This is a genomic window from Vreelandella halophytica, assembly GCF_968193635.1.
In genome coordinates, this window is record NZ_OZ309107.1 from 499,240 (window position 1) to 526,022 (window position 26,783).

Annotated in this window: 24 protein-coding genes; 17 read left to right on the forward strand and 7 right to left on the reverse strand. The window is 55.4% G+C overall.

All coding sequences use genetic code 11. The annotated features are described in order from the left end of the window. Positions 1-206 precede the first annotated feature (206 nt). From ACWHXT_RS02395 to ACWHXT_RS02405, 3 genes are all read left to right on the forward strand, one after another. Positions 207-2,009, forward strand: coding sequence for an IlvD/Edd family dehydratase (locus ACWHXT_RS02395; protein WP_447957101.1), 1,803 nt, complete (start codon positions 207-209; stop codon positions 2,007-2,009). A gap of 85 nt (positions 2,010-2,094) precedes the next feature. Continuing rightward, positions 2,095-2,865, forward strand: coding sequence for a FadR/GntR family transcriptional regulator (locus tag ACWHXT_RS02400; protein WP_447957102.1), 771 nt, complete (start codon positions 2,095-2,097; stop codon positions 2,863-2,865). A gap of 59 nt (positions 2,866-2,924) precedes the next feature. Then, positions 2,925-3,851, forward strand: coding sequence for a Gfo/Idh/MocA family protein (locus tag ACWHXT_RS02405; protein WP_447957103.1), 927 nt, complete (start codon positions 2,925-2,927; stop codon positions 3,849-3,851). A 39-nt stretch (positions 3,852-3,890) separates the two neighbouring features. Here the strand turns inward: ACWHXT_RS02405 and ACWHXT_RS02410 are convergent, their stop codons facing one another. The 5 genes from ACWHXT_RS02410 to ACWHXT_RS02430 all read right to left on the reverse strand — a co-directional run bounded on the left by ACWHXT_RS02410 (position 3,891) and on the right by ACWHXT_RS02430 (position 9,436). Further along, complete coding sequence (locus ACWHXT_RS02410) at positions 3,891-4,787, reverse strand: NAD(P)-dependent oxidoreductase (protein ID WP_447957104.1); 897 nt, start codon at positions 4,785-4,787, stop codon at positions 3,891-3,893. Between the two features lie 71 nt (positions 4,788-4,858). Continuing rightward, the gene (locus ACWHXT_RS02415) at positions 4,859-5,911 is read right to left on the reverse strand and encodes an Ldh family oxidoreductase (protein WP_447957105.1); all 1,053 of its coding nucleotides are present in this window, start codon (positions 5,909-5,911) and stop codon (positions 4,859-4,861) included. Positions 5,912-5,949: 38 nt separating this feature from the next. Further along, positions 5,950-6,828, reverse strand: a complete 879-nt coding sequence (locus tag ACWHXT_RS02420) for an NAD(P)-dependent oxidoreductase (RefSeq protein ID WP_447957106.1) — start codon at positions 6,826-6,828, stop codon at positions 5,950-5,952. 69 nt (positions 6,829-6,897) lie between these two features. Continuing rightward, positions 6,898-7,863: a GntR family transcriptional regulator gene (locus ACWHXT_RS02425; protein WP_447957107.1), complete on the reverse strand. Its 966-nt coding sequence runs from the start codon at positions 7,861-7,863 to the stop codon at positions 6,898-6,900. Between the two features lie 43 nt (positions 7,864-7,906). Continuing rightward, entirely contained in the window at positions 7,907-9,436 is a 1,530-nt protein-coding gene (locus ACWHXT_RS02430; RefSeq protein ID WP_447957108.1) for a UxaA family hydrolase, read from the reverse strand. 245 nt (positions 9,437-9,681) lie between these two features. On the opposite strand from ACWHXT_RS02430, the gene ACWHXT_RS02435 reads away from it, so the two are divergent. From ACWHXT_RS02435 to ACWHXT_RS02490, 12 genes are all read left to right on the forward strand, one after another. Next, on the forward strand, positions 9,682-10,704 hold the full coding sequence (locus ACWHXT_RS02435; RefSeq protein WP_447957109.1) for a TRAP transporter substrate-binding protein: 1,023 nt from the start codon (positions 9,682-9,684) through the stop codon (positions 10,702-10,704). 54 nt (positions 10,705-10,758) lie between these two features. Continuing rightward, positions 10,759-11,262, forward strand: a complete 504-nt coding sequence (locus ACWHXT_RS02440) for a TRAP transporter small permease (protein ID WP_447957110.1) — start codon at positions 10,759-10,761, stop codon at positions 11,260-11,262. A gap of 9 nt (positions 11,263-11,271) precedes the next feature. Beyond that, entirely contained in the window at positions 11,272-12,534 is a 1,263-nt protein-coding gene (locus tag ACWHXT_RS02445; protein ID WP_447957111.1) for a TRAP transporter large permease, read from the forward strand. 7 nt (positions 12,535-12,541) lie between these two features. After that, the gene (gene araD1 / locus ACWHXT_RS02450) at positions 12,542-13,546 is read left to right on the forward strand and encodes an AraD1 family protein (RefSeq protein WP_447957112.1); all 1,005 of its coding nucleotides are present in this window, start codon (positions 12,542-12,544) and stop codon (positions 13,544-13,546) included. A 69-nt stretch (positions 13,547-13,615) separates the two neighbouring features. Continuing rightward, on the forward strand, positions 13,616-15,199 hold the full coding sequence (locus ACWHXT_RS02455; protein ID WP_447957113.1) for an aldehyde dehydrogenase (NADP(+)): 1,584 nt from the start codon (positions 13,616-13,618) through the stop codon (positions 15,197-15,199). A 143-nt stretch (positions 15,200-15,342) separates the two neighbouring features. Beyond that, entirely contained in the window at positions 15,343-16,476 is a 1,134-nt protein-coding gene (locus ACWHXT_RS02460; protein ID WP_447957114.1) for an iron-containing alcohol dehydrogenase, read from the forward strand. Positions 16,477-16,621: 145 nt separating this feature from the next. Next, positions 16,622-17,608 (forward strand): tripartite tricarboxylate transporter substrate binding protein, encoded by a 987-nt coding sequence (locus ACWHXT_RS02465; protein ID WP_447957115.1) that lies wholly within the window; start codon positions 16,622-16,624, stop codon positions 17,606-17,608. A gap of 104 nt (positions 17,609-17,712) precedes the next feature. Further along, positions 17,713-18,510 carry an HpcH/HpaI aldolase family protein gene (locus tag ACWHXT_RS02470; RefSeq protein WP_447957116.1) on the forward strand — a complete coding sequence of 266 codons (798 nt, stop codon included), beginning with the start codon at positions 17,713-17,715 and terminating at the stop codon, positions 18,508-18,510. Between the two features lie 38 nt (positions 18,511-18,548). After that, positions 18,549-19,535, forward strand: coding sequence for a tripartite tricarboxylate transporter substrate binding protein (locus tag ACWHXT_RS02475; RefSeq protein WP_447957117.1), 987 nt, complete (start codon positions 18,549-18,551; stop codon positions 19,533-19,535). Between the two features lie 9 nt (positions 19,536-19,544). Further along, the gene (locus tag ACWHXT_RS02480) at positions 19,545-20,054 is read left to right on the forward strand and encodes a tripartite tricarboxylate transporter TctB family protein (RefSeq protein WP_447957118.1); all 510 of its coding nucleotides are present in this window, start codon (positions 19,545-19,547) and stop codon (positions 20,052-20,054) included. Next, positions 20,042-21,547, forward strand: coding sequence for a tripartite tricarboxylate transporter permease (locus ACWHXT_RS02485; protein WP_447957119.1), 1,506 nt, complete (start codon positions 20,042-20,044; stop codon positions 21,545-21,547). The genes ACWHXT_RS02480 and ACWHXT_RS02485 overlap by 13 nt, the downstream gene beginning before the upstream one ends. A 255-nt stretch (positions 21,548-21,802) precedes the next feature. Beyond that, positions 21,803-22,030: a hypothetical protein gene (locus ACWHXT_RS02490; RefSeq protein ID WP_447957120.1), complete on the forward strand. Its 228-nt coding sequence runs from the start codon at positions 21,803-21,805 to the stop codon at positions 22,028-22,030. A gap of 122 nt (positions 22,031-22,152) precedes the next feature. Here ACWHXT_RS02490 and ACWHXT_RS02495 read toward each other — a convergent pair whose 3' ends face one another. Beyond that, positions 22,153-23,157 carry a glycoside hydrolase family 5 protein gene (locus tag ACWHXT_RS02495; protein ID WP_447957121.1) on the reverse strand — a complete coding sequence of 335 codons (1,005 nt, stop codon included), beginning with the start codon at positions 23,155-23,157 and terminating at the stop codon, positions 22,153-22,155. Between the two features lie 200 nt (positions 23,158-23,357). Further along, a complete protein-coding gene (locus ACWHXT_RS02500; RefSeq protein WP_447957122.1) occupies positions 23,358-24,290 on the reverse strand; it encodes a LysR substrate-binding domain-containing protein in 933 nt (310 codons plus the stop codon). Positions 24,291-24,444: 154 nt separating this feature from the next. On the opposite strand from ACWHXT_RS02500, the gene ACWHXT_RS02505 reads away from it, so the two are divergent. Next, positions 24,445-25,686: an aldose epimerase family protein gene (locus ACWHXT_RS02505; protein ID WP_447957123.1), complete on the forward strand. Its 1,242-nt coding sequence runs from the start codon at positions 24,445-24,447 to the stop codon at positions 25,684-25,686. 95 nt (positions 25,687-25,781) lie between these two features. Next, complete coding sequence (locus tag ACWHXT_RS02510; RefSeq protein ID WP_447895091.1) at positions 25,782-26,777, forward strand: arabinose ABC transporter substrate-binding protein; 996 nt, start codon at positions 25,782-25,784, stop codon at positions 26,775-26,777. Positions 26,778-26,783: the final 6 nt, after the last annotated feature.

Consider the following 26,783-nt stretch of genomic DNA (forward strand, 5'->3'; position numbering starts at 1 on the left):
TCCTTGATATGTTCAACATATACTTTTGTATGTATCGACGCGCTATTGAAGAAGGCGTACCGTCAGAACGACTCACTGTAGACGAGTGGACATGATCGAAAGATCGTTATCCAAAACGGTGTCTTCACAATAACAAGGTTTTACACCAGACCGTGTTGGTCACTCGGACCGTCTGACAACATTTACAATTAGTGTGGAGTGTCGCCATGGCCAATCCTCATCGCATGACGTCTCAGCAACTGCGTTCACGCTACTGGTTCGATAATCCTGACCATCCTGGTACCACGGCTCTGTGTATCGAACGCTATCTGAATTACGGTATTACGCTTGACGAGCTGACCAGCGGTAAACCGATTATCGGTATTTGCCAGTCGGGCTCTGACCTGACTCCCTGTAACCGCCACCACATCGATCTGGTCAAGCGGGTCAAGGACGGCGTTCGCGCCGCCGGTGGCGTGCCGTTCGAGTTCCCGATGCATCCGATTCACGAAAACGTGCGCCGGCCTACCGCCGCGTTGGATCGCAACCTCGCCTATCTGGGACTGGTGGAGGTGCTTCACGGCTACCCGCTGGACGGCGTGGTACTCACCACCGGCTGTGATAAAACGACGCCGGCGGCGCTGATGGCGGCGGCTACGGTGAATATTCCCGCTATCGTGCTTTCCGGTGGGCCGATGCTGAATGGTTGGCGGGGCGCCGAGCGGGTGGGTTCGGGCACGATCATCTGGGAGCTACGCAAGCGCCTGGCGGCGGGCGATATCGACTACGCGGAATTCGTTTCCCGCGCCAGCGACTCGGCGCCCTCGATCGGCCACTGCAACACCATGGGCACCGCCTCGACCATGAACTCGATGGCCGAAGTGTTGGGCATGAGCCTACCGGGCTCGGCGGTGATTCCCGCACCCTATAAGGAGCGCGCCATGGTGGCCTACGATACCGGTAAACGCATTGTCGATATGGTGTGGGAAGACTTGCGGCCGCTGGATGTCATGACGCGCGAAGCCTTCGAAAACGCCATTGTGGCCTGCTCGGCATTGGGTGGGTCATCCAACGCACCGGTCCACATCAATGCGATTGCCCGGCACACCGGCATCGAGCTGGATAACGATGATTGGCAGTGTCTGGGTCATGAGATTCCTCTATTGGCTAACGTTATGCCCGCTGGCGCTTTTTTGTGTGAAGAGTTCCACCGCGCCGGGGGGGTACCTGCCATTCTTCATGAGCTCAAGACCGCGGGCAAACTGCACTGTGATGTGCTGACGGTCAATGGCCGTTCGCTGGGCGAGAACCTTGAAGGTCGCGAAAGCCAAAATGTCGACGTTATCTGCCGCTACACTGAGCCGTTGGTCGAGCATGCAGGGTTTCTCAATTTAAAAGGTAATCTGTTTGACTCGGCGCTGATGAAAACCAGCGTGATTTCGAGGGATTTTCGCGAGCGCTTTCTCAACGACCCGCATGACCCTGAGGCCTTCGAAGGTAAGGTCGTGGTGTTCGATGGTTCGGAAGATTACCACGCGCGCATCGATGACCCCGGGCTTGAAATTGATGCGCGCACCATTCTGGTGATGCGCGGTGCGGGCCCTGTAGGGCACCCGGGCGGCGCCGAAGTAGTCAACATGCAGCCGCCGGAGGCGCTGATCAAACAGGGTATTGAGTCATTGCCCTGTCTGGGTGATGGCCGTCAGTCCGGCACATCCGGATCACCTTCGATCCTCAACGCCTCACCGGAGGCGGCCACCGGCGGTGGCCTGGCACTGCTTGAAAGCGGCGACCGGCTCAGGGTCGATCTCAAGCGCCGCCAGGTTCAGCTGCTGATCGATGACGCCGAGCTTGTCGCGCGCCGCGAACGCCTGAAAAGCCGGGGCGGTTATCGCTACCCCGGCCACCAGACGCCTTGGCAAGAAATTCAGCGCAGCATGGTCGAGCCACTGGATCGTGGCATGACGCTGACCCCAGCCACCCAGTACCGCGATGTGGCGCGTCGGCACGTGCCAAGAGATAATCACTGAACACTTTGCATACTTGCTTCAGTTCAGATGCGCAAGGTGATCGGACATCTTCTATTCACAGCAATGAAAGCAGGGTCTTATCGCAGTGACTTCATCTCTCAGTAGGCCTGTGGCTCGCCTTAGTATCGCCGAACATCTCGCTGAAGAAATCTTTGCCGGGATTTATCAGCCCGGTGATTTTGTTCCCCGTGAGCTGGATCTATGCGAGCGGTTTGCCATCAACCGGTCAGCCGTGCGTAGCGACCTTCGCCAGCTCGTAGAGGCAGGGATCATCGAACGTATTTCCGGCCACGGCTCGAAGGTGCGAGAATACGCCGAATGGCATATTCTCGATGCCCAGGTAACCGATTGGCTAACCCGCTACGCAGCGCCCAATCCTGCTATTCAGCGTGAGATTCTCGCTTTTCGTCTGGATGTCGAGCCTTATGTGGCGATGACCGCTGCCAGGCGTGCCAAGGCGCGGGACCTGGTGGCTATCGAGGAGGCGTTCGAGGGGCTTGGGCAGAATCTACGCGATGCCTCCTGCCAGGAAGAGCGACGCTTGCACAGTGAGTGTGATATCGCCTTTCATGAAGCGATTTTCAAGGCGACCCACAATATTGTCTGGGCACAACTATCACATATTCTTCGGCCCTCCATCTATTTGCTGGTCTCGATGTCCAACGAAAATGCCTCTGATCCCGAAGAGAGCCTGGAGCGCCATCGCCAGTTAATGGAGAGCATTCGCCTGCGCCGACCACGCGAGGCGTTTCTAGCAGCCCAAGCGGTGCTGGCGGGTACCGCAGAGGCACTGGGTCTGGAGCACGGCGCAAGCTCGCTTGGACGCTGCGTCGGGCTACCCCAAGGCGCTTCCTGAGTCGGCGGTTTGTTTTCACGCCGCTTTTTTTCGAAGAACAATCAACACAGGGCAAGCCCATGTCTGATATCAAACTTGGACTGGTAGGCGTTGGTAAAATTGCGCGCGACCAGCACCTGCCGGCCGTTGCTGCGATCGCGAATTGCCGGCTTGTGGCCACGGCGGACCCTCACGCCTCGCTACCAGACCTGCCTGGGTATCAAACGATGCAGGCAATGCTCGATGCCCACCCGGATATCGCCGCGGTGGCGATCTGTACGCCTACACACCTTCGTTACGCCACCGCACGGGTGGCGCTTTTGCGCGGTAAGCACGTGTTACTTGAAAAACCACCGGGGGCGACGCTGAGCGAAGTAGATGACTTGATAGCGATCGCCTCTGGAGTGGGAGTTAGCCTGTTTGCCGCTTGGCATTCGCGATTTGCCCCCGGCGTAGCGCAAGCCCGTGAATGGCTGCGCAAAAGGCAGGTGCAACGGGTCGATATCCAGTGGAAGGAAGATGTACGGGTATGGCATCCAGGGCAGGCGTGGATTTGGCAGCCTGGCGGCATGGGGGTGTTTGATCCCGGCATCAATGCGCTCTCGATTGCGACCACCATTCTGCCTCGGCCATTTTTCCTGCGTAAGGCACGGCTGCTGGTGCCGTGCAATGCCCAAACTCCGATCGCCGCGGATCTTTCTTTTACTGATTCGGCAAACACGGTGATTGAGGCAGCTTTGGATTTTCGTCAGAGCGGACCGCCCATTTGGGATATTCATATCGAAAGTGATGGCAGCCGTTTGAGTATGACCCAGGGCGGCTGCCAATTAACGATCAATGGTGAGCGAGTCATCGGCGCCGAGGAGAGCGAGTATCAAGGGCTTTACGTACGGTTTCTCGAGTTGATCGCGACTGGTAGCAGCGAGGTGGACGTGTCCCCGCTGCGTCAGGTCGCTGATGCGTTCCTGTACGGTCATCGTGAAACGACCGAAGCCTTCATCGAATGAATTAGATCGGACTGCAAGAAAGCAGCCCACATATTCGAATTACGTTTGAGCGGGTTGATTGCGCTTCAAGCAACTGTCGTACGCTTGGGGAACGAAGCTTTTTTCACCGACATCCTCTTTTGCCAAAGTCAGAAATTCGCAAAGCGGCGGCAGCATATGAGTGCGTAGTCGGTAGGCGTCGAGTGTTTCGCGCAGATAGTGCATATCCTTTTCCGCATTGACAAGACTGAACTGTAGTTTAGTGCATTCGCCTTGCAGAACCCACTCCATTACGGGGGCCAGCATGGCACTGTTCGCTCCCCCTTGGGCGCAGATTTCCAGTAGCTTTTCCTGTGAAACGTCCAGACCTGCAGCCATGGTAGCTGCTTCACTGACCAAAGCCGCCGCGCCCAGTGAAAGAAAATTGTTGATCAGCTTAAGTTTATGCGCCGAACCCAACTTGCCAACATGGAAGATGTTCTCCGCAAAACTTTCGATGACCGGGGTTACCTGCGCTACCGTCGATGCTTCGCCCCCCACCATGACATTGAGCCGACCTTCGCGGGCTTCCCGAGGCGTACGCGCGAGGGGGGCATCGATGAGCGTTACGCCCTGCTGCGCTACGGTTTCGGCTAGCCGCTGCGTCGATTCAGGAAGTGATGTCGAGCAGTCGACGATGATCAGTCCATCGTGACAGCCCGCCATCAAACCGCCGGCGCCGGTTACTATCTGTTGAACCTGCTCGGAGGTTTTGACACAGATAAAGACAATGTCGCTGTTTCGGGCCATATCCGCGGCCGTGCTCACCTCTGTCGCGCCTTCATCGCACAGCGCTAGTAGGGGGGCACGGTTACGGTGCGCCATGACTGTCAAGGGATAACCGTTACGTACTATATGCCCGGCCATTTCCCTGCCCATCAGACCAAGCCCAATGAATCCGATACGTGTGTGTTCCATCGTCATCTCCAATGCGTGAGCCCATTACATCTCAACTATTATTTGCCAATCCCCAGCGCGAAAGAGGGTGGCTATAAAGGTTGAGGAAAAGGAACGTCCAATCGCTGTGACCACTCGGACAAGGCGTCAGGAACGCCGTCTGGAAGAGGAACGCCCTGCTGCAGATGTTTTTCATGAAGCGCAAGCCCACGCTCGCCCGGAATGCGTACCGCGGGGCTGCCTTCAGGCACAGGGTTGTTGCGACACGCATCTACCAAAGCGCCGGTCTCCTGTTTGAAGGCTTCGAGCCCACCGAAGGCATCGGGGTCCATGATTTGTACCATGACAGAGGCGCCCCATTGAGAGGGCGCCTGCACACGGCCGAATCCAGCAAGGCCCGATGTCAACGCTTCCACCATTAGGCCCAACGCATACCCTTTATGGCCGTGATCCAGGCCACCGATCGGCATAATAGTGCCCTTGGGTTCATCGAACAGCACGCCAGGTTGGTCGGTCGCATTGCCTTGGCTGTCCTTGAGCCACGGGTGCGGCAGTTGGGCGTTTTGCTTGTGAAGTCGCCCTACCATACCGTTGGTGGTAATGGAGGTGCTGACATCCAGAAGGACCGGGCCCGAGGCCGTGGGATAGCCCATGGCGATGGGGTTGGGCGTGTGGGTGGCCTGCAATCCGCCATAAGGAGAAACGGATTTGGTCGCTGGGTCGGAGGATTCGATGACGACGACCAGGTCTTGATCGGTGGCGCGCTTTAAGTAGGCGGCCAGGCAGGCAATATGGTTGGAGCGACGAATGACGACCGTTCCTGTACCACAGGTGCGTGCCATGGCTTCGGCGGCTTCCATCGCCTTTAGAATCAACCAGGGCCCGGGTAGATATCGGCCGTCCCAGGTTTCCACGGCTGCGCGTCTGGAAATCGTTTCATACTCGCCCGTGACCGGCATCCGGCCGGACTGGATTTCTCCAAGATAAGGAGCGAGCAGTTGAAGCCCGTGAGTCGTATGCCCCATCAGGTCGCCTTCGACCAGCACCTCGGCTACGGCTTGTGATTTCTCTTGATCGAGCCCGGCCGCTACCAAAAGGTCGGTGCTGAATTGGGTGATTTGCTGAACGTCGTAGTAATTGCTCATTGTCTTTGTTCTCCTGGGGTTATTATCGTCAGGCGCTTTCACTCATTTCGACGTCTGAGATGGTTGATCAAAACGCTATGGTCAAGCTCTCCATCCCCGTGATCGACAAGCTCTTCAAACAGCGTATTGACCAGCGAGGATACCGGCAGCTCAAGGTGCAGCACTTTGGCAAGGGCCATGGCGGTTTGGGTATCTTTCAACTGCCATTTTGCGGGCCCGCCCGGCTGGAAGTTTTTCTGAATCATGCGCTGACCGTGAATACGGAGGATGGTCGAATCGGCAAATCCGCCCTCGAGCGCGGCCAACATTTGTCCGGAATCGGCCCCTCCTCGTTCGGCCATCAATATGGCTTCCGCTACGGTCGCGATGGTATTGGCCACGATCATCTGGTTGGCGAGTTTGGCAAGTTCACCGCTACCGGCAGGGCCGATCCGCACGGGCCGACCAAGCAACGAAAGAACGGGCTCGATGGCGTCAAAAGGCGCAGCATCGCCCCCCACCATGATCGCCAGGGTCCCGTCGATGGCCCCTTGCTCGCCCCCTGAAACCGGCGCATCCAGATAATGAATCTGCTTTTGAGTAGCCGCTTCTGCCTGTTTACGAGCGGTTTCCACAGGGATCGAGCTCATGACCACGAGCGTAGCATCACGCTGCATGGCCTCGAGCAGACCGTCCGGGCCCAGCAGAACCTCATCGCAAACCGGCCCGGAGCTCAGCATGACGATGACGATATCGCACCCGGCGACGGCCTCTTCTGGCCTGTCGACGACCCTTATACCCTGCGTAGCCAGGCGTGCAGCCTTGCTTTTCGTTCGATTCCAGACCAATACCTGGTGGCCTGCGTCCACTAGGCGCGTCGCCATCGGTGCGCCCATGATGCCCGTACCAATGAAGCCGATAGTGCGTGCTGTTGTCATTATTGGTTCCTCTATCGTTTTAATCCGCTAGGGCTTTTTATGTGCTGACATTAGACACCAGCCCGGTTGTCAACGCAGGTAAAGCGGAATATCGATATCGCCAGACTCGCGGAAATTGATCAGGCGCCCAAGCACCTTGGACTCCGAGCGCTCAAGGTGACCCGCCAGCGCCTTGCCTGCCAGTACCGGTTGCTGCCGACGCATTTTTTCGAATATCCAAAGATGCTCGTCGAAGAAGGGGTCCTGGTCGGGAAGCTTGAGCACCCGGCCAAGCAGGTGCTTGCTGACCAGCAGGATAGGATGCGTGCGCCTGAGCATGTTCATGACCTCATGGTTATCACCCAAGCTCACGGCACTATGGTGAAGATCATTCTCAAGCTCATCCAGCAGCTCGCCTTTTATATCAGGGTAGCTCTGGGCGGCATGCTCAAGCTTGGCGATATAGCCATTGAGAGTGCCTTTGGGCACAAGTCTGGTGGCACGTTCGATCATGTAGGGTTCAAGTTGACGACGCGCTTCATAAAGATTATGTAGTCGCTGATCATCCAGCGGTACCACGCCCCAGCTATTGTATTTTGTCTTCTCGACCAGGCCGATCGACTGCAGGTAGAGAAGAATCTGGTGGGTAACCGTGCGGCTGACATTCAGTGACTTGGAGAGCTTGAGCTCATTGAGCTCGAAAGCCCCTTTGATCGAACACAAAACAACATCGTGCTCCACGCTGTCGATATGCGCGCGCCAGGACACGGTACGATCAACCTTGGGCGCATAGCCTAACTGCTTGAAGTCACGCTCGCTAAGTGAGCGTCGGACGATATCGCTCGGCGATGCACCCACGAGATAGCCACGACCCTCGAAGCGGCAGATATACCGCTCATCATGCAATTGACTCAGCGTTTGCCTTACCGGTGATCGGCTAATATCAAAAAGGGTGGCGATGTTTCCCTCGAGCAGTACAAGCCCGGGTTCGAGCCGCTTTTCAACGATACTTTGCTTAAGAGCTGTATAAAGCTGATCGCGCAGCGTTCTTGTCATGAGTAACCATTGGTAATCATTAGTCAATTAATTTCGTAAGCGATCAGGTAACAGCACCTACTAGCCAAGGGACAAACTCATTATTCCCGTAACCAAGCGACTCGCTAGCACTCATATCGCCCGAGGCAATTGCGATGATACGCTCGAAAATCTGCTCGCCAACGCTTTCCACGCTGTCGGTGCCATCAACAATAACGCCACAGTTTATATCCATATCCTCGTGCATTTTCTCATACATGGCGGTATTGGTTGCCATTTTGAGACAAGGGGCGGGCTTGAAGCCCGACACCGAGCCTCGGCCTGTGGTAAAGCAGACCACGTTGGACCCCGAGGCTATTTGGCCTGTCACGGAAATGGGGTCGTACCCGGGGCTATCCATGAAGTTGAACCCGCGCGTTGAGATTTTCTCCGCGTATAGCAGGACATCGTTGAGACTCGATGTACCGCCTTTAGCAACCGCACCCAGCGATTTTTCAAGAATCGTCGATAGCCCGCCCGCCTTGTTGCCTGGGGAGGGGTTGTTGTTCAACTCGGCACCGTTTATCTCGGTGTAGTGTTTCCACCAACTGATACGGTCCAACAGTTTTTGCGCTATATTCTCGTCGATGGCTCGGTCAATCAGCAGGTTTTCAGCCCCATAGATTTCTGGAGTTTCGGCGAGTATGACGCTGCCTCCGTGGTGTACGATCAGGTCCGCCGCATGGCCAAGCGCGGGGTTCGCGGTAATACCGGAATAGCCATCCGACCCCCCGCACTGAAGAGCCACGACCAGATGTTCGAGCGATGCGGGTGTGCGCGCTTGCTGACCGTGCTGAGCGGCCATCTCGAGAATGTGGCCGCAGGCCGTCTTGATACTGCTGCGGGTCCCGCCGGTATCCTGAATGTTGAAGTAGGCTAGCCGCGAGGCATCCTCTAGCCCTTTTTTCTTGACCAGTGCCTTGACTTGGTTGGTCTCACAGCCAAGGCCAATGATCAGGACAAACGCGAAGTTGGGGTGCTGGGCATAGCCTGCAATGACGCGCTCAAGAAAGTCGAACCCTTCCGAGTCGGTATTCATGGCACAGCCAGAGCCATGAGTAATGGCTACGACGCCATCGAACCCCATTTTATGCAGTTCACCAGTCCGGTTGAGTTCATCCGCGGCGGCTTTGGCAACGGTGGCTGAGCAGTTGACGGTGGAAAGAATGCCAATGTAATTACGCGTGCCCACACCTCCGTCTGAGCGCTGAAAACCCTGAAACGTTCGGGTGTGACTGGTCGTATCGGTTCTTGGATGCGCCTTGAAATCGTCCAGCGACGAATCGAGTTCGATCATGGTGAGGTTATGGGTATGCACATGCTCGCCAGGCTTTATATCCCGGGCGGCGAGCCCTATCAGCTGACCATACTTGTAGACGGCCTCGCCCTGCTGGATAGGCATGAGCGCCACTTTATGGCCTGCATCGATATTTTCCTGAGCGAGCGTACCGTCCTTGTCGATCGGAATGTCTTTGGGTACCGCTTTTGAGGCAACGCCTACGTTGTCCCGCGGATTGAGATGAATAATAACGGATGGAGAGTTGATGAGATTCATCAGGTACCTCGAGCTAATTTTGGGGCTTTCAATGCACGGGGTAGGCGCAAGCTAAAAGCGAACATGATGGATGCACTCTAGCAAGCGGACGGTGCACGTCGATTAGACTATCGTCCTATATAATGGTCATTGAATGCAATGTTCATTTGTTCTAGATTGCTTTCATACACCGAGCACACAAGAGCCAAACAAGTCGGTTTACCTATAACAAAGCTTGCCAACTTTTAATAAAAACGGAGTGATCCATGGCTTCAATAATCAGGAATTTGCGTTTTCCAGGAATGGCCCTTTGCGCCGGCGTGATGTTGGCAGGTGTATCCACTGCCAGTGCGGCCACCACCTTGCGTCTGGCTCATACTTTCAACCCGGGCGAGGCGAGTTACGAACTGTTTGCAAAGCTGCCTGGATTGGTCGAAGAGCGTACACATGGTGAGGTGCGTATTCAGGTCTTCCCGAGCGAGCAGTTAGGGTCTGAGGTGCAGTTGCTTCAGCAGGCAAGTAACGGGTCGGTGGATATTGTCGTACCCGGTTATTCAGGCGCCAGCACGCTGGTGCCCGCTCTCGAGATATCGAATGCGCCCTTCATGTTTCAAAACTGGGACGAAGCGCGCCATGTTCTGGAAGGCGATGCTTACCAACCGATTTTTGACGAGCTGGATGAGCAGTATGGTCTACAGCCACTAGCAAAATCCTGGTACTGGGGGTGGCGCAACTTTACCTTCAAGGGGACTGATGTCCACTCTCTTGAAGATATGGTGGGCTTGAAAATCCGCGTGCCGGAATCTCCCGCTTGGGTCGAAATGATCAACGCCTTTGGCGCGTCGGCAACACCCATTCCGTTTAGCGAAGTTTATCTTGCGCTTCAGCAGGGCACCGTCGATGGCCAGGAAAATCCTATCCCCACGATCTACGCGCGCAAGTTCTTTGAAGTTCAAGACCAGCTTGTTATGAGCCGCCACATGCTTCAAAGCCAAGTGGTTCTGATCAACAGCAATCGTTTCAACTCGCTTGAAAGCGACCAGCAAGAAGCGCTCAAGGACATCATGGCTGAGCTGGCTGATGAAAACTACGCGGTGCAAAGCGAGCGTGAAGAGGAAATGCTTCAGAGCATGAAAGATTCTGGGCTGATCGATGTGGTGGAAGAGATTGATCGTGCGCCTTTTGAGCAAGCTGCACAAAATGCTTACGACAACTTAACGAGCCGCTGGGGCGAAGAACACTTTCAACGTGTATTGGATGCTGTCGACAGCTATCGCCAGCAGAACTGATTCCGTACAGCCCCGCCGGTAAGTGGCGGGGCTGTAAACTTCAAAGGCATTGCTATGAAATCGGTGTTACTGCGTCTTGATTCGCAACTTTTAACGGTGGAAAAGTGGGTTGCTGGTTCATTGCTAGGCGCGATGGCTTTGTTACTCGTGGCAGGCGTGTTCTTTCGCTATGTACTGGGAACGCCATTTGTCTGGAGTGAGAGCGTTTCGAGGCTCTTGATTGTGTGGCTCACGTTTGTTGGAAGCAGTATCGCGTTTGCCGAGAAAAAGCATATCACGGTGGACTCTATTCTCTACTTTCTGCCGAGCATAGCGCGACCCGTGATTCGGATGTGCATCTTTGCACTGGTGGCGGTAACGCTTGGCTACATGACCTATCTAGGCTACCTGTACTGCTTGAGTGTCTCTCGTAACACGTCGCCCATGCTGGGTATTTCACTCGCTTATTTTTCGATGGCCATGCCGATCACCTTTCTTATTGGGCTTTTACACATCTTCGTCAACGTCTTTCTCAAGCGTGACTTTCTGGTCTTCGAATCAGCGTTGGATGAAATATAGGTTCTCATTATGCTAGCCGCGATTGTTCTACTTCTATTTGTGCTGATTTTATTGGGAATGCCGATTGCTGTCGCCATGATGGGGGCATCCATCGTTGCGATCCTGGCACTGGATATTCCCATGAATGTCTTGGCTCAGCGCGTTTCCTCGGGTGTCGAATCGTTCCCCTTGCTGGCCATTCCGCTATTTATGCTGGCAGGGGGCATCATGAATAAAAGCGGCATCAGCGAGCGGCTTTTCAGCTTTTGTCGATCATTGGTTGGTCATTTGCGAGGCGGTCTTGCCCATGTAAACGTCTTGTCGAGTGTGCTGATGGCCGGTATATCCGGTTCGTCGCTTGCCGACTGCGCGGCCACGACCCGCGTGATGGTGCCGCAAATGGAAAAACACGGTTATGACCGTGGATTTTCAGTCGCGCTCACCACATCCTCCGCCACACTTTCTCCGATCATTCCGCCGTCGATCCTGATGGTGGTCTACGGATGGCAGGCCAATATCTCGATTGGCGATCTGTTTCTTGCGGGTATTCTGCCGGGACTGCTGATCGCTTTTTGCCTGACGCTTCTGATTACCCTGATCAGCATCATCAAGCAGTACCCCAAGGACGAGCGCTTCAACAAGAAAAGGCTCTACTCTAGCGCGAAGACCGCCGCTTGGGCTTTGTTGATGCCCATCATCATTATCGTGGGGTTCCGGCTAGGTGTGTTTACCGTCACCGAAGTGGCCGCTATTGCCGTTGCATACTCTTTTCTGGTGGGCAAGTACGTCTACACGTCACTGAGCTGGCAAGACATGGGCGAGCTGCTGGTTTCAACGGCGCGAGAGGCGGCGTCCATTCTGATCATCATCGCCGCTTCGGCGCCCTTGGCGTGGTCCTTGAGTATTCTCCAGGCGCCTCAGGAGGTCGTTGGCTGGATCACGAGCCTGACAGACAACCCCTGGGCGGTGCTTCTTCTATTGAATGTTGCACTTCTGGCTATTGGAATGTTCATGGAGACCATCGCGATCATTATCGTGCTAGTGCCCATTCTCATTCCTCTGCTCAATTCCCTGGACATCAATCTGGTTCATTTCGGCATCATCATGCTTTTCAATCTACTTATCGGCCAGATTACCCCGCCGCTAGGTGTTCTGATGTTTGTTAGCTGCAATATCGCCAAGCTAGGCACCATGCAGTTTTTGCGTTCGTCGGCACCTTTCTTTCTTGTCTTGCTAATCGCCTTGCTGCTGGTGACTTATGTGCCATGGCTATCACTTGCGTTAATTCGTTGAGGTTCCTATGAAAAATAATATCCATGTTGTTCAGATTCGCTCCGAAAATGGCGCTGTCATTGCCGCCCAAGTGAAAGGAGAGATGCTGCAGCCGCTATCGGCATCACTTTATGACCTGGCGCTGTTGGCGGCCAACGAAGGTCGCGCGTTAAGCGATGTGGTAAAGGCATCTGCCACGGGCGAGGCGCTCGATTACAACGAAACGATCGAAGCCGGCCGGTTGCTATCGCCTATCACCCACCCTGACCCTGCCCACCTGCTGCTCACCGGTACCGGGCTTACGCATCTGGGCAGTGCCGCACCACGCAACAAGATGCACGGCAAGGAAGGCGAAAAGAGCAGTCGTGAGGAAATCATTACCGACACCCAGCGCATCTTCGATTGGGGGGTGGAAGGTGGAAAACCCGCAGGCGGAGGCCCTGGCGTACAGCCGGAGTGGTTCTACAAGGGAACGGGTCATACGCTTCGTGCGCCTTACCAGGATATTCAGATGCCCGCTTTCGCACTCGATGGTGGCGAAGAAGCTGAACTGGCGGGTGTGTATATCGTCAATGGGCAAGGCCAGGTGTTTAGGATCGGCTATGCGTTGAGCAATGAATTTTCCGATCACGTCACGGAAAAGCAGAACTACCTTTATCTGGCCCATTCGAAGCTGCGCGACGCCAGCATCGGTCCTGAGATCGTCATCGGTGAGCTGCCCGAGGAAGTCCGCGGTAACGTGTCGATCCATCGTAATGGCTCGGTGGTATGGCAGCACGAGTTTGCAAGTGGCGAACAGCATATGTGCCACTCGATCGAAAACCTGGAGCATCACCACTTCAAGTACGCAACGTTTCGCGTTCCCGGGCAGCTCCACGTGCATTTCTTTGGCGCAGCAATTTTAAGCTTCGCTGACGCCGTGAAGCTCCAGGACGGCGACGAAATGCGCATCGAATGCGACCTGATGACAAAGCCCTTGATCAACCGCATCAAGGTGATGCCGGACGAAAGTGTTGGTGTCACGGCCTTGTAAGAGAGAAACGCCACGGCTTGATAACGAAGAAGCCCAATTATCTTCACCAACAAGAGCAGGAATGACGCCATGAATTCACTTAAAGGTCAGTCGCTGATCGGCCAGCAATGGATAGACGGCACGCGCAAGGAGATCCGTGCCATCAACCCGGCAACGGGTGACACGCTGGACCCTGCCTATAAGGGCTGCTCTGAGGAGGACGTGGAAAAGGCCAGCGAGCTTGCTCGTTCGGCCTTCGATAGCTATCGGGAAACCTCGCTTGAAGAGCGGGCGACGTTTCTGGAGACCATCGCTGACGAAATCGAGGCGCTAGGGGATGCGCTGATCGAGCGCGCCATGGCGGAAAGTGGCCTTCCACGCGCCCGCCTGGAGGGCGAGCGCGGACGCACCTGCGGCCAGCTGCGTCTATTTAGCGGTGTCGTTCGCTCGGGTGAGTGGCTCGATGTGCGTATCGACCCTTCAATGCCGGATCGCCAGCCGCTGCCCCGTGCCGATCTTCGCCAGCGCCACATTGCGTTGGGGCCCGTTGCGGTCTTCGGGGCGAGCAACTTTCCGTTGGCCTTCAGCGTGGCGGGCGGCGATACCGCTTCGGCCCTGGCGGCCGGCTGTCCCGTAATCGTCAAGGCTCATTCCGCGCACCCCGGCACCTCGGAGCTTGTGGGCCAGGCCGTACAGAAAGCGGTTTCCAGGCGTCAGCTTCCGGAGGGTGTCTTCTCCTTGCTGTTTGGATCGGGTCGGGAGGTCGGCCAGGCCCTGGTCGCCGATCCAAATATTCAGGCCGTAGGATTTACGGGATCACGAGCAGGCGGCATGGCGCTGTTGGCGACCGCCCAGTCAAGACCACAGCCTATTCCCGTTTACGCCGAGATGAGTTCGATCAACCCGGTGTTCGTACTCCCGAAAGCGCTCAGCGCTCGTGCCAAGGCGCTGGGGGAAGGGTTTATTGGCTCGCTCAATATGGGGGCCGGCCAGTTCTGTACCAATCCGGGCCTGGTCATTGCGGTGAAAGGGGACCGACTGGATGCATTTATCGCAGCGGCAGGTGCCGCTGTGAACGAAAGCGTCGCCCAGACGATGCTGACGCCGGGTATCCATCAGGCCTATGAAGCAGGGGTATCGCAACTAAGCGACAATGCTCGTGAAATCGCGCGTGGCAAGCCGGGCAAGGACGGCTATCAATGTCAGACAGTACTTTATACCACCCCGGCAACCGATTTTCTGAGCAGTAAGGCACTGCAGGAGGAAGTGTTCGGCGCCGCCTCCTTGATTATTGAGTGCAGCGATGAAAACGAAATGCAAAAGGTCGCCAGGCAACTCGAAGGACAACTGACGGCTACCCTGCAGATGGATGAAGGTGACATGGAAGCCGCCCGTGCCCTGTTGCCCATACTTGAGCAAAAAGTCGGGCGGATATTGGTGAACGGCTGGCCGACCGGTGTCGAAGTAGGTCACGCAATGGTTCATGGAGGCCCGTTCCCGGCAACATCGGATACGCGTACCACCTCGGTAGGTAGCGCGGCTATCCATCGCTTCTTGCGGCCGGTCTGCTACCAGGATCTGCCTATGGCACTGTTACCTGAAGCCTTGAAAGACGATAACCCTTTGAAGGTAACTCGCTTGATAGACGGTAAGCGTGAGCACGAAAACACGTAAGACTTTTCAAGCTGCCAAGCGTTTTCATAAGACGCCTTGGCAGCCATAAATACGTTAATAATAGATTGTCATGCCATCATGCTGTATGACACCTTAAGAAGTAGCAGCTTGGTTAATGATATAAATAATAATGAGAAACCAGAATGCCTTATATAATCAGTTACCTAACAAAGGTACAGTTCGGCGAGAACGCCGTTGACGAATTAGCCAACGAGCTTGAACTGCTCAAGGTGAAAAAGCCGCTTTTCGTGACCGACAAGGGGTTGATCGCCACTGGGCTCATTGAGCACGTTATTGCATCGGCAAGGCTTCACTGTGAAGCCTGTGTGTTTGATGGAACGCCCTCCAATCCAACGGAAGAAGCGGTAGAGCAGGCGCTTGCCTTTCTACGCGACAATGCCTGTGATGGCATTGTGGCCGTGGGCGGCGGTTCCAGTATCGATCTGGCCAAAGCGGTCGCCCTTCTTTTCGACCATCCTGCTCCGCTTCGCCAATATGCGGCGATCGAAGGGGGGGGGTCGAAAATCACCCCCAATGTACTGCCTTTGATCGCCATACCTACCACGGCGGGTACCGGCAGCGAAGTGGGGCGAGCCTCATTGATCACGATGAAGGATAATCGCAAGCTCGGGTTTCTTTCACCCTATCTGATTCCCTCGGTCGCTATTTGCGATCCAGCCCTGACCATGGGACTGCCGCCTTTCTTGACCGCTGCCACGGGCATGGATGCAATTGCCCACTGCGTGGAAACTTTCCTGAGTCCGAAGATTAACCCTCCGGCTGACGCGATAGCGCTTGATGGTTTGGCGCGTGCCAGTCGCTCCCTTGTCGAAGCCGTCGAAAACGGTGAAAACCTGGCCGCGAGAACTGAAATGATGATGGCGGCCCTCGAGGGCGCCATGGCGTTTCAAAAAGGTCTTGGCGCGGTGCACTCCCTGTCACACGCCTTGGGGGGCCTGCACGAATTGAAACTCCACCACGGCACCCTCAATGCGGTATTGATGCCCACCGTGCTCAGGTTCAATCAGCCTTCGTGCGAAGAAAAGTATGCGCGGCTAAAAGAGGCCATGGGGCTTGCCCCCGAAGGCGACCTGGCCCTGGCCTTCGAAACTCTCAATACAACACTGGGTATGCCGGCCAACCTGCAGGAAATAGGCGTTACCGAAGAGTACCTGGAGCCACTTGCCCAGTGGGCGTTAGAGGATCACTCGACGGCGACTAACCCGCGTGCCCCTTCCAGAGAGGACTTTTACAGCATGCTCAAGGATGCTTTCTGATCGAGAACGCTTTACTCGTGTATCACTTCAATAAACGTGGATCGCATCAATACAGGAGAAGTATCCGACCAGATAGACATCGCTAAACCAGCACGCTGCTTTGAATGGCACTTATTTTTATAAAAAAGACGGAAGGAACATGAACATGACAATTACAACCCTATCTCTTAAAGCCGTTGTTGTCTCAAGTCTTGCCGCCACGCTGATAGCGGCCTCGGGTGCTGCCCTGGCGGATTATCCTGAGCGTCCACTTACGCTGATCGTGCCCTGGGCCGCCGGTGGCGGTACGGATGCCACGGCGCGTACCATCGCTCGGGCGCTCGAGGAAGAACTGGGTCAGAACGTCAACGTGGTCAACCGTACCGGGGGCAGCGGCGTGGTTGGTCATACCACCATGATCAATGCAAGACCCGACGGCTATACCATTGGTCTGGCCACTGGTGAAGTCAACATGATGCATTGGCAAGGATTGACGGGACTTACTTACGAAGACTTCACGCCCATTGCACAAATCAATTACGACTTCCCGGGTATCCAGGTCGCCGCTGACTCGCCCTATGACAGTCTCGAAGAGCTTCTTGTAGCGATCAGAACCGAGCCCAAGGGCACTTTCACGGCTTCAGGCACCGGCCAGGGCGGCGTTTGGCATCTGGCGTTTGCCGGTTTCTTGTTGGATCAGGGAATTGCGGCAGACCAGGTGACCTGGATTCCCAGTGAAGGTGCGGCTCCTGCCATGACCGAGCTGGTCTCGGGAGGTATCGATATCGTGCCAAGCTCCGTGCCGGAAGCGCGATCCATGATGGAGGCCGGACGTGTGAAAAGCTTTGGTGTGATGTCGCCGGAGCGTATCCCCAGCTTTCCCGATATTCCAACGACTAATGAGCTAATCGGCACTGACTACCAGGTGGGCGAGTGGCGCGGTATTGCAGGTCCCAACGGTATGGATCCTGAAATCGTTGCAACGCTTGAGGCTGCGCTCGAAGCCGCTTTTAACAGCGATACCTATCAAAACTTCATGGACCAACAAGGGTTTGGTACCGAGTGGCGTGATGCCGAGGAATTCGGACAGCTCATGCAGGAAATGGATGGCGTCTTCGGTGACATCGTAGAGCAAGTGGGCCTGGCCCATTAATGAGATTGTCCCTCCCCTCGGAAGGAGGGGCATTGGCACTCAGGCAATAAACATACATCGGGGCAGCCGAGAATATCGTCCCATTCCTGCTGAAGGAGACAAACGTGCAAGTGCCTGCGAACACATTCAAAAATGCGCTAGCCACAAAACAACCGATATGGGGATGCTGGGCCGGTTTTGCGACAGGATATGCCACCGAAATACTGGCCAGTACGGGATTTGACTGGTTGCTGATCGATGGCGAGCACGCCCCCAATACACTGCCCTCAATCCTGGCTCAGTTACAAGCGGTGGCCCCTTATTCGACGGCCCCGGTGGTACGTAGCGTTAATCATGATCCAGCGCTTATTAAACAACTGCTCGATATTGGCGCACAAACACTGATGGTGCCAATGGTAGAAAGCGGTGAACAAGCCGCGGCGTTGGTACGTGCGACACGCTACCCCCCGTACGGCGTACGTGGAGTAGGTGGCGGTGTGGTGCGTGCAACTCGCTGGGATGGTGTGGACGACTATCTCGAAAAGGCGCATGAGTCACTTTGCCTTATTGTTCAAATCGAATCACCACAAGGCGTTGAGCAGGTAGAGGCTATTGCGGCAACCGAAGGCGTGGATGCAATTTTTATCGGTCCGGCAGACCTTTCGGTGGGTATGGGGTATCCGGGAAACCCCGGCCATCCCGATGTTCAGCGCGCCATTGAAAAAGTGGTTCAAACGGTGAAGGCATCGGGCAAACCTGTCGGGATTCTCGCACCTCGAGAAGACGATGCCCGGCGCTATCAGGCACTGGGTTGTCAATTCATTGCCGTAGGTGTCGATATCAGTCTGTTTCGTCAGGGAGCTTTGGAGACGATTGGCTTATACAAGGAACAGCCGCCTGAAAAGCCCTCAAGAACGTATTGAGCAATCCAATAAGCTTTAAAACAGTGAAGGAGTTAATAATGACAACGATCAATTCCGGTTTTAAAACGTTCTGTTCATCGCTGCTGGCAGTGGGAGTCATGGTCTCTGCAGGCGCCGCTTATGCTGACTATCCCGAGCGCCCGCTTACCCTGATTGTGCCCTGGGCGGCGGGTGGGGGGACCGACGCAACGGCGCGGACCATCGCGCGTGCGCTTGAGGAGGAATTGGGACAGAACGTCAACGTGGTTAATCGTACCGGTGGAAGCGGCGTAGTCGGCCATACGGCGATGCTGAATGCAGCCCCCGACGGCTATACGATTGGGTTAGCTACCGTCGAAGTCAATACGATGCACTGGCAAGGTCTAACCGAGCTTACCTACGAAGACTTCACTCCTATTGGACAAATCAACTACGACCCCCCCGGTATTCAAGTGGCTGAAGACTCCGAGTATGAAAGTCTGGAAGTATTACTCGATGCCATTCGTAGCGAGCCCAAAGGGAGCTTTACGGCGTCAGGAACAGGGCAGGGCGGAATCTGGCACTTGGCTTTCACGGGGTTTTTAATGGATCAGGATATCCCGGCCGACCAGGTGATCTGGATTCCCAGTGAAGGCTCGGCCCCCGCGATGACGGAATTGGCCGCGGGAGGGATCGATATTGTATCAACCTCGATACCCGAGGCGCGCTCGATGATGGACGCGGGGCGGGTATCGAGCTTCGCTGTCATGTCTCCAGAGCGGCTTGCAGAATTTCCCGATATTCCTACTACCAGTGAGCTTGTCGACAGCGGCTACCAGGTAGGTGCCTGGCGGGGCATCGTGGGACCTGCAGGGATGGATCCAGACGTCGTTGCCACGCTCGAATCAGCGTTGGAAGCCGCTTATGAAAGCGATACGTACCAGAACTTTATGTCTCAGCGCGGGTTTGGAACCGAGTGGCGCAATGCAGAAGAGTTTGCACAGCTGATGGAAGAGATGGATGGCGTTCTGGGGGAAATTGTCGAACAAGTTGGCTTGGCAAATTAAGGAATATCGATGCGGGATTTATATACTGGAATCGGGTTTGTCGTAGCGGGAATCGTGACAATCATCACGGCCCAGCAGTTTCCTACTCTACCCTCTCTGCAGTACGGTCCCTCGCTTTTCCCCTCCATTGTTGGAGGGGGATTTTGCTTGGGTGGCGCTGTACTGACGGCTCAAGCGCTATGGAATAGGAAAAGATCGATTGCCCAGGATGTCACTCATGAAAATACTCCTCTGAATTCAGAGCCCGCGGAACCGAAATCCAGGCGAGAGCGTTTGGCAATGGTATTACCGCCAGTAGCCATTGTTTTTTATATTTTCGCTAGTGACTATATCGGCGCAACGCTAACGATGACGATCATCATGTTCTTCCTGATGATATGGAGAAAAACATCCGTTTGGGTGGCATTGGCAGCGTCTTTCCTTGTGGCCTTGGCAATCTATTTTATTTTTTCACGCTACCTGCTGATTCCTTTACCGCAGGGGATCTTGTTGGAGGGTCGTTTGCCATGGATATTTTGATGAACGGGGTCAGTCTGGTTTTAAACTTTGAAACCATACTGGTTATATTATTGGCATCGCTGTTTGGAATTTTTGTAGGTGCAGTGCCCGGCCTTACCGCGACGATGGCTGTTGCGTTACTGGTGCCTTTAACCTTCTACATGGATACTATTCCTGCTATCGCGGCGATTGTGACAACGTGCGCTATGGCGATATTCGCAGGCGATATTCCAGGTACGTACCTTAATATACCCGGTACACCGGCATCGGCTGCCTATGTGGGAGAATCCCATGAGCTTGCCAAGAAAGGACGTGCCAGAGAAGCCTTGGGTATCAATCTGGTATGTTCTGTCTTTGGCGGTATTTTCGGTACGCTAGTACTGATCGTGGTGGCCCAATCCCTCGCTGAAGTAGCACTTCAGTTCAGTGCGTTCGAGTATTTTTGGCTAGCCATTCTGGGCTTGAGCTGCTCGATTTTTATTTCCGTTGGATCAAGAACGAAAGCCTTTCTGTCGCTGCTTTTCGGTGTGCTGCTGTCAACCGTAGGTCTTGACATGATGAGTGGTGCGCCTCGCTTTACCTTCGGGGTGCCTGATCTTATGGCGGGCATTAACTTCATACCGGTCATGATTGGCATGTTTGCTCTGAATGAGTTGATGAGTTATTACAGCTCCAAATCAGAGAAAAAAGTGATCAGCATTGTCGATAACGATAGTATTTTCAAGAACGTACCTCGCCATATAAGACGCTATTGGCGCAATATGCTACGCGGCAGCTCAATTGGTACGTTGATTGGTGCCTTGCCCGGAGCGGGTGCCGATATCGCTGCCTGGATATCTTATGGCGTCGGAAAAGGCAGATCGAAGGAAAAGGATAAGTACGGCACTGGCAATATAGAGGGTATTGTCGACGCAAGCTCTGCCAACAACTCGGGTATTAGTGGTGCTTGGGTGCCTGCTCTGGTCTTCGGTATTCCTGGGGATTCTATTACCGCTATCGTTATTGGCGTGCTCTATATGAAAGGCATGAATCCTGGCCCTACCATCTTCATGGATGGAAGTGGGTTGATCTATGCGCTTTTCATCGTCTTTATCTTGGCTAATTTGATGATGCTGCCGATTGGCTATTTTGCCATCCGCCTTTCGAAGCTGTTTATCCTCACACCCAGCCGGATACTTATGCCTGTAATACTCTGCTTTTGTATCGTTGGCGCCTTTGCCATCAACAATAGTATAGTCGATGTGTGGCTTATGCTGATCGTAGGGCTGGTGGCCTATGTGCTAGCCGTCAACGACTTTCCCATGGCGCCAGCTATTCTTGGTTTGGTGCTGGGGTCCGTTGTAGAAAATAACTTCATGAGTGCCATGCTTCGCACCGGAGGGGACCTAACGAGCTTTTTTGCAAGACCCATAAGCGCTGCTTTAGGTATTGCTGTTATTCTTTTGTGGTGTTCGCCGATTTTGATAAAGGCTTACCGATACTACCAATCAAAATCCTTTCGAGATTCTGCATAAGCGGATTGAATGTGCAGTGAAAGATACAAACCTTTTGCTACGAAGATTTGGCAGTAGGCTGAATAGGTCTGCTGCCTTTGGTTTAGTTACCGTGCGTATATCAGGTTTGTGAGTTCTAATTCTCTGCGTGGATAATGGCCATGCTGACAAGCCTATGAGTCGTTCTACTTATAACTGGGCTCTTTGCGGTATACAGCATACGTCTTCCTCGTTTATCTTTTCCGCCAGACCGGGTCGCAAACCTGGGATATCCACGTGGAAACCGACGAAGGGTCGCTAAGCCTGACCCAAGGGGGCTGTCGTTTGACGATTAACGGTGAAGTCATCGTCGATGCCGAGGAGCGCGAGTACGCCGGGCTTTATGAGCACTTCGTCGAGCTGGTCGGTCGTCATGAAAGCGATGTCGACGTAGCACCGCTTCGCCAGGTCGCCGATGCTTTTCTTTATGGCCACCGCGAAAGCGTCGACGCGTTCATCGAGTAGGGACTTCGTCGACCGGCTTTCATACAGGCGTGAATTAAAAAGCCCGGCGTTTGCCGGGCTCATTGGTTGGGTCGATGCCGCTCGATATAGCGGTAGAGGCCGCTTTCAAAGGGATGCTCTTATCACTCCACTGAGCCGATCTCGGTGCCCCAGTTGCTGATGATCTCTTTGACCAGGGTGCCGGAATCGGTCAGCTCGGATGCGTCCCACTGACCTGTAGGACTGGCGCCTGGCCTGATGATAGAGGCACCTTCATCCTTGTCGCTCACCGCCCAGTTGAGGTGCGTGATAGTGTTATCGGCGAGAAAGTCCATCCATTCGCGAGTACTTTCCTCGGCCACGGCCCCGCCGCCATCGGCGTTGACGGCGCCCCACTCGGTCACCATCAAGGCGACACCGTTATTCAAGGCGGTTTCGGCCTTATCGCGTAGGGATTGACCGTGGGTGCCTGCGTAGAAATGCAGGGTATAGGCGATATTGTCGCCCTCGATCGGGTCGGCAGAGGCGGCATCGACGTCTTGCGACCAGGTGGGGGTGCCCACCACGATTAAATTGTCAGGGTCGATGTCACGGATAGCCGCGATCACATCTTCCGCGTAAGGCTTGACGACATCGCTCCAGCTCACCTGTAACGGCTCGTTATAGATTTCGTAGATGACGTTGTTGTAATCGCCATATTGCTGCGCCATTTGTTGGAAAAAGCGAATGGCATCCTCTTTTTTATCCTCACCGTGATGGGTGTGAAAATCGATGATGACATACATGTCATTGTCGATAGCCGCGTCGACGATCGTTTCCACCCGTTCGACATTGGCTTCAGGATCCTGCTGGTAAGAGCCTCCTTCATCGGCGCCCATGGCCGCTCTAACGATCGTGGTGTTCCAATCCTCTTTTAACCACTGCACCACCTGCGCGTTATACATTTTTTCCTGGTCCCAGCCCGTGTTGCTCCAGAAAAAGCTGTTACCGGCAAAGCTTTTGGCTTCTCCGCCGCTCAGGATTTGATTGCCTTCTACGCTCAGAGGCGGGACATCCGAAAAGGCTGCGGTACTCGTGACCATCGTGAGGGTGATGAATACGGGCTTTAGCCAGCCATGCTTCATCACACAGTAGAGGGGAAATTTCATTAAGCGCTCCTTTACTAACAGGTAAGTGACCTTTAGTGAAACGGCGAATGCTGAAGCAGCATTAAGAAAAGCTTAGGCCCTGGCTGGAAAAACACCCCCTGACTTTGCAAAAAATAACATTAATCTTTTAATACGCTGTAACGCGCTGGCGGGTGAGCGCCGCCAAACTTTAAGACGACGAGCCTCGTGTAACGGATGCGTTATTCGATCAGTTCGCGCAGCGTGCTCATTAGCACCGCGGCCCCCGGCGAGAGACGTTGATGGCGCAAACTGACAAGGCCGTAGGGGGGCACGCTAAGGGTCTCGCTGAAGGGGAGTCGACAAAAGCGCTGCGGTGCACAGAGCAGGTCCGCCGTCTCCTGAGTGGTCACGGTGATCGTGTCCGATTTCGAGACCAGCGCCAGCGATACCAGCAAGTCGGCGGTGTCGACGACTTGGCGCGGTGGCTCTATCCGATGATGCAGGAACAAACTGTCGACACGCTGGCGCATCAGGGCACCCGGAGGCTGCAATGACCAGGGGAAGCGGGCCATATCGGCTAACGTCAGCGTCTCGGTACTTGCCAAAGGATGGCCCTCTCGGCAGACGAAGCAGAGTTTTTCCTCACCGATCTCCTCGAACACGAAATGCTCGATGTCATGGCCGGCAGGGATTCGCGTAATCGCGAAGTCGAGCTCGCCTTCCAGTAGGCGGGGGACAAGCGCTTTACTGACATCCACTTCAACGCTGATTTTTAGCGCCGGTCGATCGCGATGGACCTTTTCGATGGCGCTGGTCAGCAGCGTCACCGCGGGCGCCATGACGGTACCGACCGCGACGGTTCCCAGATGGCCACGTTGTAAAGCGTTCAGCTCTTCGCCGGTGTGGCGAAGCGTCGACAGTATGCTGTGCGCCTGACGAACCATCACCTCCCCATACCAGTTGGGCGTCAAGCCGCGGGAGTGGCGATCGAACAGGCGGACCCCCAGATTGGACTCCACATCGCTGAGTAATTTGGAGGCGGCGGGTTGGCTGATATGGAGCTGGCGCGCCGCGCGGTGCAGGTTGCGCTGCTCCTCGAGCGCTAAAAATAGCTGAAAATGGCGCAACTTTAGTCGAGCGTCGAGAAACCAGTCATCCTCCAGAACACCCATGGAATAAGCCTTTTGTCGTTGTCGATAACTAAATGTATATGGATTTTAGCTTATCTTTGTATTGGTTGGTTATGCCCGAATTGTCTAGGGTTAGCGATGACCAGGCGGCATCCAAGTCGCCTTGATAATAACAATCACAAAGAGGGGAAGTGTCATGCCTCTAACGCACGCCACGCCGGGCCGTTTTGTCCCTGCGCTATTCATCGGAGTGGGTAGCGCGCTGCTGGTGATGAGCACCGCCCATGCGCAGAACGAGACGTCTACCATGGAGCAACAGCGCCCGACACATGCCGCTGAAAGCATCGAAAAAGCCACGTTCGGCCAACTGCCCGATGGTCGTGAGGTGGCGAGTTACCTGCTCACCAATGCCAACGGTGTCGAACTCAAGGTCATTACCTACGGTGGCACCATCGTGTCGCTTAAAGTGCCAGACAGTGCCGGCGATTTCGACGATGTCGTGCTGGGCTTCGACTCGATCGATGGCTATCTCTCGGACGCCTACCAGCAGGTCAATCCTTACTTTGGTGCGCTGATCGGGCGTTATGGTAACCGTATTGCCAGCGGCCAATTTGAGCTGAATGGCGAGACCTACACGCTTTCGACCAACGACGGCGACAACCACCTACACGGCGGCGAACAGGGCTTTGACCGGGTACTCTGGCAAGCCGAGCCGTTCGAGAACGAAAGTGGTCAGGGCCTGGTGCTGCGCTACACCAGCGCGGAGGGGGAAGAGGGCTACCCCGGCGAGCTGAGCGTCGAGGTGACGTATACGCTCACCGACCAGGATGAATTGATCATCGACTACCAGGCCGAGACCGACAAGGCCACCCCGGTCAATTTGACCCAGCACAGCTACTTCAACCTCAAAGGCGAGGGCCGCGATACCATCCTCGATCACCAACTAATGCTCAACGCCGATGCCTTCACCCCGGTTAGTGAGTCGCTGATCCCAACCGGGGAGCTTCGCGACGTGGCGGGCACGCCGTTCGATTTTACCGAGCCAACGGTCATTGGCGAGCGTATCGAGCAGGACGACGAGCAGCTCGGTTTTGGCCAGGGGTACGATCACAACTTCGTGCTCGATCGCGATGAAAGCCAGGCAAGCGAGCTGGTGCTGGCGGCGCGGGTATGGGAGCCCGAAAGCGGCCGTCTGCTTGAAATCGAAACCACCGAGCCGGGCATTCAGTTTTACTCGGGTAATTTTCTGGGCGGCGAGCTCACCGGTAAAAACGGCCAGGCGTATCAGCAGCGCTCGGGTCTGGCGTTGGAAACCCAGCACTTTCCCGACTCGCCCAACCAGGCCGACTTTCCCAGTACTACTTTAGAACCCGGTGAGCGTTACCACTCGCGCACCGTGATGCGTTTCTCTACCCGGCAGGGCAGTGACACCCAGTGATACTCGCGGGCAAGCCAGCCTTGCCCGTCCGGCGACAAACAACCCGCTGCGATTGAAACAGCCAACAAAACAATGATGATAAAAGGAGCTTCACCATGCGACTAGCCACCTCTTTTGCACGCCTGGCACTATGCAGCGCCATCATGATGGCGCCATTGAGCGTTCAGGCACAAAGTGACGAGGATGTAAAAATCGGCTTTATCGTGAAAAAGCCGGAGCAGGCGTGGTTCATCAACGAGCAGCGCGCGGCGACCGAGGTGGGCGAAGAGCTCGGTTTCGAAGTCGTGCGCCTCGGCGGTGAGGATGGCCAGCAAGTACTGAGCGCCATCGATAATCTTTACGCCCAGGGGGCTCAGGGCTTTGTGATCTGCCCGCCGGATGTGCGCCTAGGGTCGGCCATCATGAACCGCGCCAACCAGTACGGTATGAAGGTCATCACCGTGGACGACCAGTTCGTGAATTCCAGCGGCGAGCCCATGGCGGACGTGCCTCATCTAGGCATGTCGGGCACCAAAATTGGCCGCCAGGTGGGCGAGGCGATTGCCGCGGAGATGCAGGCGCGGGGCTGGGACAGCGAAGAGGTGGCCGCGCTGCGCATCACCAATAACGAACTGCCCACGGCGGTGGAGCGCACCGATGGCGCCACCCAGGCGCTGCTCGAGGCCGGCTTCCCCGAAGAGAACATTTTCGACGCGCCCCAGCAAAGCACCGATACCAACGGCGCCTTTTCTGCCGCCTCGCCGGTACTTTCTCAGCGCGGCGGTTACGAGCACTGGGTGATCTACGCGCTCAACGAGGAGAGCGTGCTGGGTGGCGTGCGCGCGACCGAGCAGTATGGGCTGGCGCCGGAAGACGTGATCGGCGTGGGTATCAACGGCTCCGGCGCTGCCTTTGCCGAGTTCTCGCGCAACAACCCCACCGGCTTTCACGGCACGGTGGCCGTTAGCTCGACCATGCACGGCCGCCAAACCACAGAGGATCTGTACCACTGGATTAGCGAAGACCGCGAGCCCGAGGCCAATACGGAAACCACCGGCACCCTGATGACCCGGGATAACTGGGAAGAAGTGCGTGAGGAACTGGGACTTTAATGCGCT

Coding starts and splice junctions, on each gene's coding strand:
- ACWHXT_RS02395 (WP_447957101.1), top strand. CDS start 207: ATGGCCAATCCTCATCGCATGACGTCTCAGCAACTGCGTTCACGCTAC.
- ACWHXT_RS02405 (WP_447957103.1), top strand. CDS start 2,925: ATGTCTGATATCAAACTTGGACTGGTAGGCGTTGGTAAAATTGCGCGC.
- ACWHXT_RS02410 (WP_447957104.1), bottom strand. CDS start 4,787: ATGGAACACACACGTATCGGATTCATTGGGCTTGGTCTGATGGGCAGG.
- ACWHXT_RS02415 (WP_447957105.1), bottom strand. CDS start 5,911: ATGAGCAATTACTACGACGTTCAGCAAATCACCCAATTCAGCACCGAC.
- ACWHXT_RS02420 (WP_447957106.1), bottom strand. CDS start 6,828: ATGACAACAGCACGCACTATCGGCTTCATTGGTACGGGCATCATGGGC.
- ACWHXT_RS02425 (WP_447957107.1), bottom strand. CDS start 7,863: ATGACAAGAACGCTGCGCGATCAGCTTTATACAGCTCTTAAGCAAAGT.
- ACWHXT_RS02430 (WP_447957108.1), bottom strand. CDS start 9,436: ATGAATCTCATCAACTCTCCATCCGTTATTATTCATCTCAATCCGCGG.
- ACWHXT_RS02435 (WP_447957109.1), top strand. CDS start 9,682: ATGGCTTCAATAATCAGGAATTTGCGTTTTCCAGGAATGGCCCTTTGC.
- ACWHXT_RS02440 (WP_447957110.1), top strand. CDS start 10,759: ATGAAATCGGTGTTACTGCGTCTTGATTCGCAACTTTTAACGGTGGAA.
- ACWHXT_RS02445 (WP_447957111.1), top strand. CDS start 11,272: ATGCTAGCCGCGATTGTTCTACTTCTATTTGTGCTGATTTTATTGGGA.
- araD1 (WP_447957112.1), top strand. CDS start 12,542: ATGAAAAATAATATCCATGTTGTTCAGATTCGCTCCGAAAATGGCGCT.
- ACWHXT_RS02455 (WP_447957113.1), top strand. CDS start 13,616: ATGAATTCACTTAAAGGTCAGTCGCTGATCGGCCAGCAATGGATAGAC.
- ACWHXT_RS02460 (WP_447957114.1), top strand. CDS start 15,343: ATGCCTTATATAATCAGTTACCTAACAAAGGTACAGTTCGGCGAGAAC.
- ACWHXT_RS02465 (WP_447957115.1), top strand. CDS start 16,622: ATGACAATTACAACCCTATCTCTTAAAGCCGTTGTTGTCTCAAGTCTT.
- ACWHXT_RS02475 (WP_447957117.1), top strand. CDS start 18,549: ATGACAACGATCAATTCCGGTTTTAAAACGTTCTGTTCATCGCTGCTG.
- ACWHXT_RS02480 (WP_447957118.1), top strand. CDS start 19,545: ATGCGGGATTTATATACTGGAATCGGGTTTGTCGTAGCGGGAATCGTG.
- ACWHXT_RS02485 (WP_447957119.1), top strand. CDS start 20,042: ATGGATATTTTGATGAACGGGGTCAGTCTGGTTTTAAACTTTGAAACC.
- ACWHXT_RS02495 (WP_447957121.1), bottom strand. CDS start 23,157: ATGAAATTTCCCCTCTACTGTGTGATGAAGCATGGCTGGCTAAAGCCC.
- ACWHXT_RS02500 (WP_447957122.1), bottom strand. CDS start 24,290: ATGGGTGTTCTGGAGGATGACTGGTTTCTCGACGCTCGACTAAAGTTG.
- ACWHXT_RS02505 (WP_447957123.1), top strand. CDS start 24,445: ATGCCTCTAACGCACGCCACGCCGGGCCGTTTTGTCCCTGCGCTATTC.
- ACWHXT_RS02510 (WP_447895091.1), top strand. CDS start 25,782: ATGCGACTAGCCACCTCTTTTGCACGCCTGGCACTATGCAGCGCCATC.